The 14,673-nt window shown below is 67.3% G+C and carries 10 protein-coding genes; 7 read left to right on the top strand and 3 right to left on the bottom strand.

The window, feature by feature from the left end:
* Positions 1 to 134: 134 nt before the first annotated feature.
* Together NYP18_RS14420 and NYP18_RS14425 are read right to left on the bottom strand one after the other, a co-directional pair.
* Positions 135 to 932 carry a serine hydrolase gene (locus tag NYP18_RS14420; protein ID WP_259428893.1) on the bottom strand — a complete coding sequence of 266 codons (798 nt, stop codon included), beginning with the start codon at positions 930 to 932 and terminating at the stop codon, positions 135 to 137.
* Between the two features lie 57 nt (positions 933 to 989).
* On the bottom strand, positions 990 to 1,625 hold the full coding sequence (locus NYP18_RS14425) for a hypothetical protein (RefSeq protein WP_259428894.1): 636 nt from the start codon (positions 1,623 to 1,625) through the stop codon (positions 990 to 992).
* A gap of 79 nt (positions 1,626 to 1,704) precedes the next feature.
* Here NYP18_RS14425 and NYP18_RS14430 point away from each other — a divergent pair, with 79 nt between their 5' ends.
* The 3 genes from NYP18_RS14430 to NYP18_RS14440 all read left to right on the top strand — a co-directional run bounded on the left by NYP18_RS14430 (position 1,705) and on the right by NYP18_RS14440 (position 6,884).
* Positions 1,705 to 3,618 carry a DUF2339 domain-containing protein gene (locus tag NYP18_RS14430; RefSeq protein WP_259428895.1) on the top strand — a complete coding sequence of 638 codons (1,914 nt, stop codon included), beginning with the start codon at positions 1,705 to 1,707 and terminating at the stop codon, positions 3,616 to 3,618.
* Positions 3,619 to 3,642: 24 nt separating this feature from the next.
* A complete protein-coding gene (locus NYP18_RS14435) occupies positions 3,643 to 5,439 on the top strand; it encodes a glycoside hydrolase family 15 protein (protein ID WP_259428896.1) in 1,797 nt (598 codons plus the stop codon).
* Between the two features lie 143 nt (positions 5,440 to 5,582).
* Entirely contained in the window at positions 5,583 to 6,884 is a 1,302-nt protein-coding gene (locus tag NYP18_RS14440) for an AI-2E family transporter (RefSeq protein WP_259428897.1), read from the top strand.
* 7 nt (positions 6,885 to 6,891) lie between these two features.
* Here the strand turns inward: NYP18_RS14440 and uvrA are convergent, their stop codons facing one another.
* Positions 6,892 to 9,741 carry an excinuclease ABC subunit UvrA gene (uvrA, locus tag NYP18_RS14445; RefSeq protein ID WP_259428898.1) on the bottom strand — a complete coding sequence of 950 codons (2,850 nt, stop codon included), beginning with the start codon at positions 9,739 to 9,741 and terminating at the stop codon, positions 6,892 to 6,894.
* A 103-nt stretch (positions 9,742 to 9,844) separates the two neighbouring features.
* Here uvrA and NYP18_RS14450 point away from each other — a divergent pair, with 103 nt between their 5' ends.
* The 4 genes from NYP18_RS14450 (at position 9,845) to NYP18_RS14465 (ending at position 14,494) form a co-directional block, all read left to right on the top strand.
* A complete protein-coding gene (locus NYP18_RS14450; RefSeq protein WP_259428899.1) occupies positions 9,845 to 10,447 on the top strand; it encodes an MBL fold metallo-hydrolase in 603 nt (200 codons plus the stop codon).
* A 75-nt stretch (positions 10,448 to 10,522) separates the two neighbouring features.
* Positions 10,523 to 11,431, top strand: coding sequence for a DoxX family protein (locus NYP18_RS14455; protein WP_259428902.1), 909 nt, complete (start codon positions 10,523 to 10,525; stop codon positions 11,429 to 11,431).
* A 219-nt stretch (positions 11,432 to 11,650) separates the two neighbouring features.
* The gene (locus NYP18_RS14460) at positions 11,651 to 13,816 is read left to right on the top strand and encodes a HelD family protein (RefSeq protein ID WP_259428900.1); all 2,166 of its coding nucleotides are present in this window, start codon (positions 11,651 to 11,653) and stop codon (positions 13,814 to 13,816) included.
* Between the two features lie 54 nt (positions 13,817 to 13,870).
* Positions 13,871 to 14,494, top strand: coding sequence for a hypothetical protein (locus NYP18_RS14465; RefSeq protein ID WP_259428901.1), 624 nt, complete (start codon positions 13,871 to 13,873; stop codon positions 14,492 to 14,494).
* Positions 14,495 to 14,673 lie beyond the last annotated feature (179 nt).

Here is a 14,673-nt window from a genome sequence, read left to right on the forward strand (position 1 = left end):
TCTTGACCTGTATCCAACCGGCAGTAACCGGCGGCATGAGGTGGGATGATCTCCGCTTGTGGCCCGAGCCCCTGGAGAAGGCGCGCGGGTGGTAGTGCCAGCAACCCTAACAGATTACCGACCGCGAAGACAAATCATCCCCTGCAGGAGACTGCGGGGCTGATGGAGCGGGCGTCGATGAGCTCCCTGAGCCCGAGGCCCACCTCGTCGAGGATCTCCTCGGCGGTGGCGTGCGTACCGTCATCGGGGTGGGTGATCACCGCGAGCCCGACCACGCCGGTGTCGACCGGCGCGGTACCCAGCTGCCGCAGGGTGTAGACGGTGTCGGTGTCCTGCCCCCAGCCGGCCTTGAAACGGGCACCGGGGATCTGCGACAGGCCGACCTGCTGCCAGTCGACGATCTCCCCCATCGCCCCGTAGGTGGTCCCGACGGTGTCGGTGCACGGCAGCCCGGCGGCGAACTGTGCCTGCTCGCTGAGGCTCCATTCCGTCTCACCCGGCCACTCCGCAAGCTCAGGCACGTGCGGCAGACCGTCATGGTCATTGTCGATGAGAAGGCTGAGGAGGTAGGCGGCGTCGTTGTCGGACTGCGAGATCGACGCCTGTACCAGTTCCTCCTCGGCCAGACCGCGGGCATCGGCGGCCAGCGCCACGGGCACCTTGATCGTCGACCACGCCCAGGAGTGGCCGGACAAGCCGGCCCGGACGACGCCGTCCCCGGTGGCCACGGCAATGCCGATGCGGCCGCCGTGCTCCTCGTTGACCTCCTGGATCAACTTCCGGAGCTCTCCGTGCAGCTCCTCCGCAGTCAGGTGGTCACTTGAGGTGACCTCTTCCAGCTGAGCCTCCAACGTGCCAACCTCAGTGACACAGCCGGTCATCAGACCGGCCCCCATGACGGCCACCATTGCGGCCGGAAACCACCTGTTCACGGGGTAAAACCTTACCCAGTTGAGCCCCTCTCAGGTTAATTGGGGAGGAAACACAGGTTAATCGCGCACGGAACGGTCCTCGAGGACGACCACCGCATTGTTGCCACCCTCGCAGACAAACGAATTCCCGCCCTGACCGATGCAGCGCATCTCATATTCCTGACCGGTCACCGGGCTGGTGGCGTAGATCAGGGCGCTGCCCGGCAAGCCGGTGTAGGGGGCCATCTGGACGGCGACCGCTTCCGCGAAGCCGCAGCTGGTCTGGCCGTTGGCCCGGAAAATCCGCCAGTTGACGTTCGCCGCACACTGTTCCGCGGAAGCCGGGGCCCGGTAACCGGTCTCGGCCGGCGGGGGTGGCGGAGGCGGCGGCGGGGTCTCCGCCTCCGGGGTCTCTTCCTGGGTGGGTGCCGGCGTCTCCGTCACCGTGACGGTCACCGGTGCCTCCGAGGTCGTGGGCGGGGCGGTCGAGGTCACCGTCGGTGGCGCGGTGGAGGTTGTCGCGGTCGTGCCGCCCCCGTCGGAGTCGCCGCCCAGCAGCGCCGTGTAGATCCACACCCCGAGCGCCACGGCGGCGATCACCAGCAGCACCAGCAGCGCGATGGCGGGCCCGGAGCGCTGGCGGCGCGGCGGCTCGTTCGACGGGTAATACTCCGGCGTCGGCTGGAAGGGGTTGCCGGGATCCTGCGGGGTCATGGCGCTCCTAGGAGGATTCAGGGGTTTCCCCATCCTAAACACTTCACCAGGATGCTTCGGCGGGCCTAGTGTAATTGTTATGACCACCGACCCCCGCGACGCCCTGGAACTGCGTCTGACGTTGCGGCGCCTTGAAGCCGCCGAAGCCGCGCTTGCCGACGCCCGCCGCTCCCTCGACGCCGTCCTCACCCGCTCGACGGCGGCGGGTCCGGCCCCGACCGCGCCACCGGCCCCGGTAGCACCGGCTCAGGCGCCGGTCTACACCCGCGATTCCTTCCTGCAGGTCCACCCGCCGCAGCAGCCGAAACCGGTCAAACCCCCGAAGCCGCCCGTGCCCACGGAGACGAAGGTCATCCGCGCCATCGCGGTGGTCGGTTCACTGATCACCGTCGCCGGCGTCGGACTAGCCGTGACCCTGGCCATCCAGGCCGGGCTACTCGGCCCGTTGGGCCGGGTGCTGCTCTCCGTGCTGCTGGCCGTGGCGCTGCTGGCGGCGGGCCTGTGGCTGGACAACTACCGTCGCACAGCCACCGACCGGGACACCGCCGGCATGACCGCGGGTGTCACGGCACTCATCGTCACCTCCTGGCTGGTCTCCGCCACGATCCTCTACGCCCTGGTCGAGATCCTGGAATGGTGGCCCGCCTGGTTGGGGGCTCTGGTGCTCATGGCGGTGTGGGCGGTCTTCCTGTGGCTGGCCGTCGCCCGCGAACTGCGGGCGGTGGCGGTGTGCCTGGGGCTGTCGATCCTCCCGGTGTCCACTGCCTTCTACAACGTCGATGTACCCGTCACCTGGCTGGTCACCCTCCTGCCGCTGACCCTGCTGGCCGTCACCCGCGACCGGGAGTACCCGCAGGCCCGTCTCGTCGCCGCCGCTATCGCGGTGTTCCTGCAGCTGTGGCTGCTCAACGACATGGTCTACGTGGTGGGCTTCATCCCGCCGGCAGTCAACCTCACCATCGCGCTGCTCGGCCTAGGCTCAGCCCTGGCGTTTGCCGCGATGACGCTGTGGTTCCCCAAGGACAACGATAACGCCAACCTGCTGACCGGCATCGTCGCTCCGCTGGCCCTGCTGGCGCTGGCTGCTCCCCCGGCCAACGACACCTGGGCGATCTGGCTGCTCGTCCCGGCCGCGGTCGGTCTCGCGGCGATCGGCTACCTGCACAAGGACCGCCTGGGCATGATCGGTGTCTGCGCCACCGCGGTCGCCTTCATCCTCGTGTGGACGCTCACCCCACCCTTCGGGGCCGGGGCGCTGATCGACAACACCATCGTCGTTGCGGTCTTCTTCGTCGCAGCGGTGCTCACCATCCTGTGGCTGGACCACCGCCACGAGACCCGCGTGTGGCCCTGGGCCTTCTGGCTGTGTGCCGCGCTCATCGTCACCGGGAACCTCTCCCGCAACGTGTTGGGCGCATCCCCGCTGTGGCTGACCGACCATGTCTCCCTGGTGCAGGCCCTGCTCATCGCAGTGTTCCTCGGAGTGGCCATCACCCGCCGCAAGGCCCTCATGGATTTCCCCGTCTGGGCCCAGGTCGCCTTCGCGGTGGCTGCACTCCACCTGTCGATGGTCACCATCGTCACCGCCGTCACCTGGCTGGGCAACCTCATCGACGGCAACGCCGGCATGCTGCTCGGCTACCTCATCGGCCACGCGCTGGTGAGCATCCTGTGGATGGTCCTCGCGGCCTGGATCCTGCTGGTGGCGAAGGGCATGTCCGCCAAGGCCTCCCTCAACGCCGGCATGGTGCTGGCGATCGCCGGAGTGGTCAAGCTCGTCTTCTTCGACCTGGGCACCCTGGAGGGACTGCCCCGGGCGATGGCCTTCCTCGTCTCCGGTCTGGCCCTGCTGGCCATCGCGGCACTGCGGGCGCGACATAGGCAGGCGGACGAACAACCGGAGCAGTCTGTTCCGGTCCCGGCCGCTGCTGAGAAAGGCGCAGCCGATGAGACCGACGAGAATCCGGCCGGAGCGCGGCAGAACCCGGAGTAGACGGGCCGACAACCGGAGGAACCCATGAATCAGCGGATCGAGGATTACGGCGTCATCGGTGACCTGCGCACCATGGCGTTGGTGGGCCGCGACGGTTCCATCGACTGGCTGTGCCTGCCCCGGTTTGATTCCGGCGCCTGCTTCGCCCGGCTCCTCGGCGATGATGAGGCCGGTTTCTGGCGGATCGCCCCCGCCGGCGCACCCACCTGCACCCGACGCCGGTACCGGGACGGGACGTTGATTCTGGAAACGGAATGGGACACCCCCGAGGGAGCTGTCCGGGTGGTGGACCTGATGCCCGTACGGGACAAGGCGACCGATGTCGTCAGGGTCGTCGAGGGACTGCGTGGCCGGGTGCCGATGCGCATGGAACTGCGGCTGCGCTTCGATTACGGCCACATCATCCCCTGGGTCCGCCGCCACGGACAACTGCTGTCGGCCGTCGCCGGCCCGGACGCGGTGTGGCTGGACACCCCCGTAGAGGTGAAGGGGGAGCATTTCGCCACCGTGGCCGAGTTCGAGGTTTCGGCAGGGGAAACCGTGCCGTTCACCCTGACCCACCACCCCTCCCATGAACAACCGCCCGCGCGCCGGGAGGCAACGGTGAAGATCGCTGAGACCCAGCGATTCTGGGACAACTGGATCTCCCAGGGAACTTATGAGGGGCCGTGGAAAGATGCGGTCACCCGCTCATCGGTGATTCTCAAGGCGCTGACCTACGCCCCCACCGGAGGAATCGTCGCGGCGGCGACCACCTCCCTCCCCGAGCAACTGGGGGGTGTCCGCAACTGGGACTACCGCTACTGCTGGTTACGGGATGCCACCTTCACGCTCCAGGCGCTGCTGAACACGGGTTATGACAAAGAGGCCGTGGCCTGGCGGGACTGGCTGCTGCGGGCAGTGGCCGGGGACCCGGCCGACCTGCAGATCATGTACGCCATCGACGGTACCCGGCGGATACCCGAGTTCGAGGTGGACTGGTTGGCCGGTTATGAGCGCTCCCGGCCGGTGCGCATCGGCAACGCCGCAGTCTCCCAGCTGCAACTGGATGTGTGGGGGGAGGTCCTCGACGGCCTGCATGTGGCGCGTTCCTCCGACCGGTTCGGGGTGGATGAATCCTGGGGGCTGCAGCGGGCGCTGCTGGACCACCTCGAAGGCCACTGGCGGGAGCCCGACAACTCCCTCTGGGAGGTGCGGGGTCCACGACGGCAGTTCGTCTATTCCAAGGTCATGGCCTGGGCCGGGATCGACCGCGCGGTTCAGGCCGTGGAACGCTTCGGACTCAGCGGACCGGTCCAGCAGTGGCGGGCCCTGCGGGCGGAGATCCACCAGGAGGTGTGCACCCACGGGTTTGATGCCGAGCGGGCCACCTTCACCCAGTTCTACGGTTCCCGGGGACTCGACGCCGCGCTGCTGCTGATTCCCCGGGTGGGTTTCCTGCCCTGGAATGATCCACGCGTGACCGGGACGGTCACCGCCGTCGAGCACTCCCTCATGGAGGACGGTTTCGTTCTGCGCTACCGGCCCGAGGCCGACGGTGGCGTCGACGGTCTCCCCGGGCAGGAGGGGGCGTTCCTGGCCTGCAGCTTCTGGTTGGCCGACGCGCTCCACGGCACGGGACGGACCCGTCAGGCCCGGGAACTGTTTGAACGCCTGCTGAATCTGCGCAATGACCTGGGAATCCTGTCGGAGGAATATGATCCGGTCACCGGCCGGCAGCTGGGCAACACCCCGCAGGCATTCAGCCACGTCGGGCTGGTGAACTCAGCGCTCCACCTCTCGGGTTTCCTACCCGGACGGGGCCTGTCCACCGACCAGTAGCCCCCACCCGCCCGCCTCCGGAGACCGGGGAAAATTATGGGCCAGAAAAGTGCCCGGGCCATGGTCAATTGGCCCCGGCAGGAGCACACTTATCTCATGGAGGATCCCCACCTGTGGCACCGTCGCTCCAAGGAGGCACCGTCATGAACACCCCCGACAGGCCCATCCTGCATTTCGACGCGGAGACCGCTCCCCCGCCGACCCCGTCCCTGCGGGGTGTCTGGTCCGATTCCATGGGCCGGAGTGCCGCCCGGTGCGGCCAGGTCCTGCTCATCGCGGTGGTGTGCGGGGCCGGGATCTGGCTCCTGCTCCAGGTGTACGTGGTGGTGATCGCGGCCTTCGTGGCCCTCATCTTCGCTGCGGCGACATATCCCCTGGTGAGATGGCTGGTGCGGAAGGGCTTCCCCCGGCTGCTGGCCGCCCTCACCACCTTCCTCGTGCTGTTCGTGCTGCTGGGTGGTGCGGTGGGTGAGGTCGTCATCGCTGTCCGGAACGAATGGGACAACCTGTCCACCTCCGCGGCGGCGGGCTGGCAGCAGCTGCAGAGCTACATCAGTGCCGGTCCCCTGCCGATCGACACCACTGCGGTGGATAACCTGGTGAAACAGGCCACCGGTTTCCTCACCAGCGGCACCTTCGTCACGGGTGCGTTGACCGGCATCACCCTGGCCACGGAGGTGGCCACCGGACTGGTCCTGATGGTGGTCATCCTGTTCTTCTTCCTCAAGGACGGACCCGTCCTCTGGAATTTCACCCTGCGGTGGTTCCAGGGGGAAACCCGGGCCAGGGTCGCCGAATCCGGGGACCGTACGATCCAGATTCTCGGCGGCTACGTGCGGGGCACGGTCATCATCAACCTGATCGAGGCCATCGTCATCGGTGTGCCGCTGGCTCTGCTCGGGGTTCCCCTGGCGTTCCCCCTCGCGGTCATCGTGTTCGTCTTCGGCTTCCTGCCGATCATCGGGGCCACTCTCGCCACCACCCTGGCCGCCGTGGTCGCCCTGGTGACCAACGGTTGGGTCACCGCCGTGATCATCATCGCCCTGGCGGTGGCGGTCAACCAGCTGGAGAGCCACCTGCTCCAACCGGTGGTGATGGGCCGGACCCTGAGCCTGCACGCCATCGTCGTGCTGCTGGCCCTGGCGGTGGGCACCCTCGTCAGCGGCTTCTTCGGGGCAGTGCTGGCGGTACCGCTTGCGGCCGTGGCCTGGGCCATCATCCAGGTGTGGACCAGCACCTACCAGACCGGGGAGGACCCGGTGCTCGGTGAGGACCCGGTCAGTCCCGCCAGCCGGGTGGAGGCCAAGGCGAACATCGCAGAGCGCTGGAAGTACCAGCAGATGCGCTACCAGCAGCTGTGGGAGGACCGCCCGGGCAGGCGCGGCCGGGTCTCCACCACACTCACGGAACCTACTGCACCCACCGAGCCCTCCAGCCCGGCATGAGCAGGCCCTACAGCACCTCAGCCAGGAACTGCCCCGTGTAGGAGGCCTCCACCGCTGCGACATCTTCCGGGGTGCCCTCCGCGACGACCAGGCCGCCGCCGGAACCACCCTCGGGGCCCATGTCCACGATCCAGTCGGCGGCCTTGATCACGTCGAGGTTGTGCTCGATGACGATCACGGAGTTGCCCTTGTCCACCAGGCCCTGGATGACCAGCATGAGTTTGCGCACGTCCTCGAAGTGCAGGCCGGTGGTCGGTTCGTCGAGGATGTAGACGGTGCGGCCCTGGGAACGCTTCTGCAGCTCGGAGGCCAGCTTCACGCGCTGGGCCTCACCACCCGAGAGCGTGGTGGCGGACTGGCCGAGGCGGACATAGCCGAGGCCGACGTCGACAAGCGTCTGCAGGTAGCGGTGGATCGAGCTGATCGGTTCGAAGAACACTGCTGCCTCCGCGATGGGCATGTCGAGGACCTCGGCGATGTTCTTGCCCTTGTAGTGGACCTCGAGGGTCTCCCGGTTGTAGCGCGCGCCGTCGCAGACCTCGCAGGGGACGTAGACGTCGGGGAGGAAGTTCATCTCGATCTTCAGGGTGCCGTCGCCCTGGCAGGCCTCGCAGCGCCCGCCCTTGATGTTGAAGGAGAAGCGGCCGGCCTTGTAGCCGCGGACCTTGGCCTCGGTGGTCTCGGCGAAGAGCTTGCGGATCTTGTCGAAGACACCCGTGTACGTCGCCGCGTTCGAACGCGGGGTGCGCCCGATGGGTGACTGGTCGACCTGGACGAGCTTGTCCAGGTGCCCGACGCCCTCGACGCGGCGGGCGCGGCCGGGGACCTGGCGGGCGCGGTTGAGTTCGTTGGCCAGGGTCTTGGCCAGGATCTGGTTGACCAGGGTGGATTTACCCGAGCCGGAGACACCGGTGATGCAGCACAGCACGCCCAGTGGGATGGACACGTCGATGCCCTGGAGGTTGTTCTCCCGGGCGCCGACCACAGTCAGGCACCGTTCCGGATCCACCTCGCGGCGCTGGTCGGGCACGCCGAGGACACGCCTGCCGGAGAGGTAGTCTCCGGTGATGGAACCTTCGGCGGTGAGGATGCCGCCGGGTTCACCCTGGTAGACGATCTCGCCGCCGAATTCGCCGGCGTTCGGCCCGATGTCGACGAGCCAGTCGGCCTCGCGGATGGTGTCCTCGTCGTGTTCGACCACGATGAGGGTGTTGCCGATGTCGCGCAGGCGCTTGAGCGTGGTGATCAGCCGCTGGTTGTCGCGCTGGTGCAGGCCGATGGAGGGTTCGTCGAGGACGTAGAGCACACCCGCCAGGCCGGAGCCGATCTGGGTGGCCAGGCGGATGCGCTGGGCCTCGCCACCCGAGAGGGTGCCGGCGGCGCGGTTGAGGGTGAGGTAGGCCAGGCCGACGTCGAGGAGGAACTGCAGGCGGGCCTGGATCTCCTTGAGCACGGCACCGGCGATCATCTCCTCCCTGCGGCCCAGCACCAGGGAACCGAGGAACTCGCTGGCATCGGAGATGGACAGGTCCGTCAGTCCGGCGATGGACTTCTCCCCGTGGGTGCTGGAGTCCAGGCGCACGGCGAGGATCTCCGGCTTCAGGCGCGCGCCCTTACAGGTGGGGCAGGCGACCTCGCGGGTGTAGGCGAGGAAGCGTTCCTTCGACCACTCGGATTCCACCTGGTCGATCTTGCGGTGCAGGTAACCCAGGACGCCCTCGAACGGTGCGGTCCAGTTGCGGATGCGGCCGTAGCGGTTCTTGTAGCGGACCGAGACCTCGGCCTTCGTGCCGTGGACGAGCGCCTTGCGCTGCGCAGCGGACAGCTGCGAGTAGGGGGTCTCCGGATCAAACTCCAGCGCCTTGGCCAGGCCCTCGACGAGTTTCTCGAAGTAGCCGGCGTTGGGGCTGGAGGTCCACGGCTGCACCGAGCGGATGACCGGGGCGTCCGGATCGGGGATGACCAGATCGATGTCGACCTCGGTGCGGGTGCCCAGGCCGTCGCAGGCCGGGCAGGCACCGTAGGGCGAGTTGAAGGAGAAGGCGCGCGGTTCCAGCTCGTCGACGTCCAGCGGGTGGCCGTTGGGGCAGGCGAGCTTCTCGGAGAAGATCGTGTAGCGGTCCGGGTCGTCCGCGGCGCGGTCGACGAATTCCAGGGCGACTAGGCCGTCGGCCAGACCGAGTGCGGTCTCCACGGAGTCGGTCAGGCGCTGCTGCTGGGATTCCTTGACCTGCAGGCGGTCGACGACGACGTCGATGTCGTGCTTGATCTGTTTCTTCAGGGTGGGCGGTTCGGTGAGGGGGTAGACCTGGCCGTCGACACGCACGCGGGCATAGCCCTGCGCGGCGAGGTCCTTGAACAGGTCGACGAACTCACCCTTACGGGTGCGCACCACAGGGGCGAGCACCTGGAATTTCAGGCCCTGCTCCAGTGCCATGACCTGGTCGACGATCTGCTGCGGGGTCTGGCGCGCGATCTTCGCGTCACAGACCGGGCAGTGGGCGGTGCCGGCGCGGGAGAAGAGCAGACGCAGGTAGTCGTAGATCTCCGTGATCGTGCCCACCGTGGACCGCGGGTTGCGGTTGGTCGACTTCTGGTCGATGGACACCGCCGGGGACAACCCGTCAATGAAGTCGACGTCCGGCTTGTCCATCTGCCCGAGGAACATGCGCGCATAGGAACTCAGCGATTCGACGTAGCGGCGCTGCCCCTCGGCGAAGATCGTGTCGAAGGCCAGCGAGGACTTTCCCGAGCCCGACAGGCCGGTGAACACGACCATCTTGTCCCGGGGCAGGTCAATATCCACGCCCTTGAGGTTGTGCTCGCGCGCACCGCGCACGACGAGGCGATCAGCCACAGTCTTCCCAGCCCTCCGTGAAGTTGGATGGAGCCGGACAGCCCGACTCTCAAACATCCTCGAACATACCGCCGAGCGCCCTTCCGGCGCTACCCTGAGTGGCATGCCGAACACACTGACACTGCACCAGATCTCCGTCTCAAAGATGGACAACAACTGCTATCTCCTCGTCGCCGGCGAGGAGGCCCTGCTTATCGACGCCGCCGACGACGCCCCCGCCATCCTCGCCCTGGCCGAGCAGGCCGGCGCGAAGATCACGGGAGTGCTGACCACCCACCGCCACCCGGACCACCACCAGGCCCTGGTCGAGGTGCTCCAGGCCACCGGCGCGAAGCACTACGCCACCTTCCTCGACGCCCCGGCCCTGCCGGCCGAGGCCGACGTGGAACTCAACCAGGGTGATGTCATCGAATTCGCGGGCCACCAGCTGCCGGTGTCCATCCTGCGCGGGCACACCCCCGGTGGCGCGGCCGTGGCCGTGGAGATCGACGGCCAGATGCACCTGTTCGTCGGCGACAGCCTCTTCCCCGGCGGCCTGGGCAAGACCACCTCGGAGAGTGACTTCGTCCGGCTGTTCAAGGACGTCAAGGAGCGCATCTTCGACGTCCACGGCGATGACGCCATCGTCCACCCCGGCCACGGCACGGACACCACCCTGGGGGCGGAACGACCCCACCTGGATGACTGGTGGGCCCGTCGCTGGTGACAATTCGCCGCTAGACTGGGCCACGCAGAAAAGACGCAGAAAACATACGAAGAGAAGCAACCGAGGAGCACCATGATGATCCGCAAGATCGCCCGCCCGATGATTGCATCGGTCTATATCGCCGACGGTGCCGACAGCCTGCTCCACACCGCCGACCACACCGAGAGCGCTGAACTTCTGATCAAGCGCACCCGTTCTGTCCTCCCCCGCGAATACGCACGACGCATCCCGCGGGACCCGGAGCTGGTGGTCCGTGCTGTCGCCGCCACCAAGATCGGCGCGGGCGCGACCCTGGCCGTCGGATTCCTCCCGCGGGTCTCGGCCGCCGTCCTCGCGGCGACCTCCGTGCCGACGATGCTGGCCCGCCACGCCTTCTGGGAGACCCAGGACAAGGCCGAGCGCAGCGCCCGCCGTTCCGGTTTCCTGACCAACCTCGCCCTGCTCGGTGGCCTGCTGATCACCTCGGGTGACACCGCCGGCAAGCCGGGCCTGAAGTGGCGCACCAGCAAGGCCGCCGCCGTGGCCAACAAGAAGGTCCACCAGGCCCTGCCCACCAAGTCGGAGACCGAGAAGGCCACCGACACCGCACGCGAGTGGCTCGGCGATGCCTCCGAGAAGGTCACCGAGTACGCGACCCGCGCGCAGGACTACTACGTCGACCACAAGGACGAGTGGAAGGACACCGCCACCGCCACCGCAGCGGCCGGTGCCGCCGCGGCAGCCGGTGCCGCACAGAAGGCGCAGGGCTACTGGGCGGACAACAAGGACGACTGGCTCGACATGGCCCGCGAGAACACCCAGACCGCCCGCAAGGGCATCGTCAAGGCCGCTGCCGCCGCCCAGGACAAGGCCGACCAGGCCCTGGTCGCCGCCGACAAGAAGTCCGGCCGCGCTGCGAAGCAGGCCCACAAGAGCGCCGACAAGCTCCAGGGCCGCGCCGACAAGGCGATCTCCAAGGCGCAGAAGAAGATCGGCAAGATGTAGCTCCTGATCAGATCAGCTGCTGAACCCGGCGGGTCCGGTCCCCTGATGTGGGACCGGTCCCGCTGTGTTTTTCCGGGGTGAACTCGAACAGGTGGTCTCGAAAAGGATCCACACCCCCTGCCCCTGCACCATTCGCAACGCAATAACCCGCAGACTCCCCTTCCACCGGTGACGCGGGTATCCTGGATCATCCGTTTGTCTCAGGGAGGTAATTCACAGGTGAGCGAAATCGCGAAGGAACAGGCCTACGTCGACGACCTCTTCGCACGACTCGACGAGGAAGTATCGGCCGCCAACGAGAGGCTGCGCCAGGTGCAGCTGGAGGTGGACCCCGCGAACCCTGACGCCGATGCGCTGATCAGGCGTGAGACGGAGTACCACGGCCTGAACTCCAAGCTGGACCGGCTCAACCTGGCCCAGCTGGGCCTGGTCTTCGGGCGCATTGACATCGAATCGGAGGATCCCGAGAACCCCGTTCCCGGCCAGCCGGAGCTGGATCGCCGCTACATCGGTCGCATGGGCTTGGACGTCCGCGAGGAGGGCTACCGCACCCTGCTTCTGGACTGGCGCGTGCCCATGGCCCGCCCCTTCTACCTGGCCACCACCGCCCAGCCGGAGGGTGTGACGCTGCGCCGCCACATCCGCACCAAGGGCCGCGAGGTCACCGGCGTGGATGACGAGTGGCTCTCCGGCGAGCACGCCGGTGAGGGCCGCGAGGGTGTCGGTGGCGAGTCCGCCCTCGTCACCGCGATGAAGGCCGCGCGTACCGGCCACATGAAATCCATCGTGGAAACGATCCAGCGCGAGCAGGACCTGATCATCCGCGACGAGACCCGCGGCGTCATGGTCGTCGAGGGCGGCCCCGGCACCGGCAAAACGGCCGTTGCGCTGCACCGGGTGGCCTACCTGCTCTACACCGCGCGCGAGCAGCTGTCGAAGTCCGGCGTGCTCATCGTCGGTCCGAACCCGACCTTCCTCGACTACATCTCCCGCGTCCTGCCGGAACTCGGTGAGACGGGCGTGGTGCTCAGCACCATCGGGGATCTCTACCCCGGTGTCCGCGGCGCCGCGCCGGAGTCACTGTTGGCGCGCGAGATCAAGGGCTCGGAGGAGATGGTCACCATCCTCAAGGAGGCCGTCCGCGCCTACGAGACGCTGCCCGACGAACCGGTGGAACTCCCCCACGGCTCGCTCCGGTTGCTTGTTAGCGCCCCCATGGTCAAGGCCGCCCGCACCCGCGCACGCCGTTCCCGTCGCCCGCACAACGAGGCCCGCGCCGTCTTCGCCGAGCACTTCATCGAACTACTCGCCGAGCAGTTGGCGAAGAAGATCGGTGAGGACCCGCTAGGCGGGGCCAACCTGCTCTCCCGCGCCGACATTGACCAGCTCCACGATGACCTCGCGGAGGAGCCGGGTGTGGAGCGGCTCATCGAGGAGTTCTGGCCCGAGCTCACGCCTGAGGACGTGCTGTGCAACCTGCTCGAGAGCCATGAGGCCATCGACGTCGCCGCCGAAGGCTACGACGACGAGACCCGCGAGGCCCTGTGGCGGCCCGAGGGCTCCGACTGGGCGGCCTCCGATGCGGCGCTTCTCGACGAGCTCGCCGTCCTCATCGGCCTGCCCGACCTCGACGAGGCCGTCGGCACCACCGAGGAGGACATCGAGGACGCCCAGGACCTGCTGGACATCCTCGAATCCTCCGCCTCCACGGATGATGATGACCTCGGCGACATCTTCGAGGGTGAGCACCTCGCCGCCACCGACGTCATCTCCGCGAAGGAGCTGGCGCAGCGCCAGATCGTGCGCGATTCCCGCTCCACCGCGGAGCGTGCCCGCGCGGACCACCAGTGGGCCTACGGCCACGTCATCGTCGACGAGGCGCAGGAGCTCTCCCCCATGGAGTGGCGCATGGTCTTCCGCCGCAGCCCCGCCCGCTGGATGACACTCGTCGGCGACACCGCCCAGACCGGCTCGCCTGCTGGCGTAGACACCTGGGCCGAGACTCTCGAGCCCTATGTGGGCAGCCGTTTCCGCCACCACGAGCTGACAGTCAACTATCGCACCCCCGTGGAGATCATGGAAGTGGCCAACGCAGTGCTCGAGCAGATCGACCCGGACGCCACCCCGGCCGTGGCCATCCGCGAATCCGGCGTGCCCGTCCGCTTCCTGGAATCGGGTTCGGAATGGCAGACGCCTGAGGAGGGTCTGACCAAGGTCATCGACGCCGCCAACGTCACCGAGATCAAGGGCCTCGAGTTCGACCACGTCGTCGTGATGGAGCCGAGCGAGATCGTGGAGCAATCGCCGCAGGGCTGGCAGGACCTCTACGTGGCAGTCACCCGCGCCACGCAGACACTGACTGTGGTCGGGCAGCTGCCTTCCTGAGGTTATTGCGATAAAATTTGGTGCGGAAAAGCTCTCAGCAGCAAGGAGATCCCCATGTCCGCACGAACCCTGGCCCCCACACCGCGTTGGCGGACACTGATCGCCGGTGCCGCGGCATCGGCGCTGGTCCTCAGCGGATGCACCACGACCGGCGACGACACCGGGAGCACCCAGACGGAAACCACGACGATCAATCCGGGTGGCGTGGGGAGCGTGGAGCCGACGGCGCTGGACGTCCTACCCACCGCCATCACCGACAACCTCACCCTCTGTCAGGAGATGGACGGCGAGGGAGCCTTCACTGCTGAAGTACAGCAGGAGGTCCCGGAAAGCTTCTGCATCTGGAACGACGAAGATTTCCCGCACTCGGATGAGGACGTCGACCCCACCTCCCAGACCCTCAGCTTCAGCACCGCCGACGAGGTGATCAACCACATCGAATCAATCGAGGCCGGCGATCCCGAGGATCCCCTCTCCCAGTCCTTCGGCTGGGAGGAGATCTGGAACGAGGGTGGTAACGAACAACCCCGCGTGGTGGTGTACCACTGGCCCGAAGGCACAGTCAGCAACGTCAAGCTCGTCTACCCCCAGGACAGCTTCGCCGCCCGCTGGCAGGTGACCTCGACTGTCACTCCGGAGGAGGCAAAGGAGTTTTTGGCGAGGTTGGGGGTGTTGTAGTGAGGGTGAGGCTGGGAAAGAAAACCCCTCCCTGCAGTCTGGCCTTCCCCATTTCCTCCCCGCAGCCTCCTCATACTTCTAGGAGACTTCCCTCGCGGAAGAGTAATGCCAGAGTACTGAGGGTTGGGCTGCCCTAGTAGTACTTCGTTAGGTGTCTCTGGGGCGGTGACAGTAGGGGC

The organism is Corynebacterium lemuris (assembly GCF_024919295.1).
Lineage (GTDB): Bacteria > Actinomycetota > Actinomycetes > Mycobacteriales > Mycobacteriaceae > Corynebacterium > Corynebacterium lemuris.

Coding starts and splice junctions, on each gene's coding strand:
- NYP18_RS14425 (WP_259428894.1), bottom strand. CDS start 1,625: ATGACCCCGCAGGATCCCGGCAACCCCTTCCAGCCGACGCCGGAGTAT.
- NYP18_RS14430 (WP_259428895.1), top strand. CDS start 1,705: ATGACCACCGACCCCCGCGACGCCCTGGAACTGCGTCTGACGTTGCGG.
- NYP18_RS14435 (WP_259428896.1), top strand. CDS start 3,643: ATGAATCAGCGGATCGAGGATTACGGCGTCATCGGTGACCTGCGCACC.
- NYP18_RS14440 (WP_259428897.1), top strand. CDS start 5,583: ATGAACACCCCCGACAGGCCCATCCTGCATTTCGACGCGGAGACCGCT.
- NYP18_RS14450 (WP_259428899.1), top strand. CDS start 9,845: ATGCCGAACACACTGACACTGCACCAGATCTCCGTCTCAAAGATGGAC.
- NYP18_RS14455 (WP_259428902.1), top strand. CDS start 10,523: ATGATCCGCAAGATCGCCCGCCCGATGATTGCATCGGTCTATATCGCC.
- NYP18_RS14465 (WP_259428901.1), top strand. CDS start 13,871: ATGTCCGCACGAACCCTGGCCCCCACACCGCGTTGGCGGACACTGATC.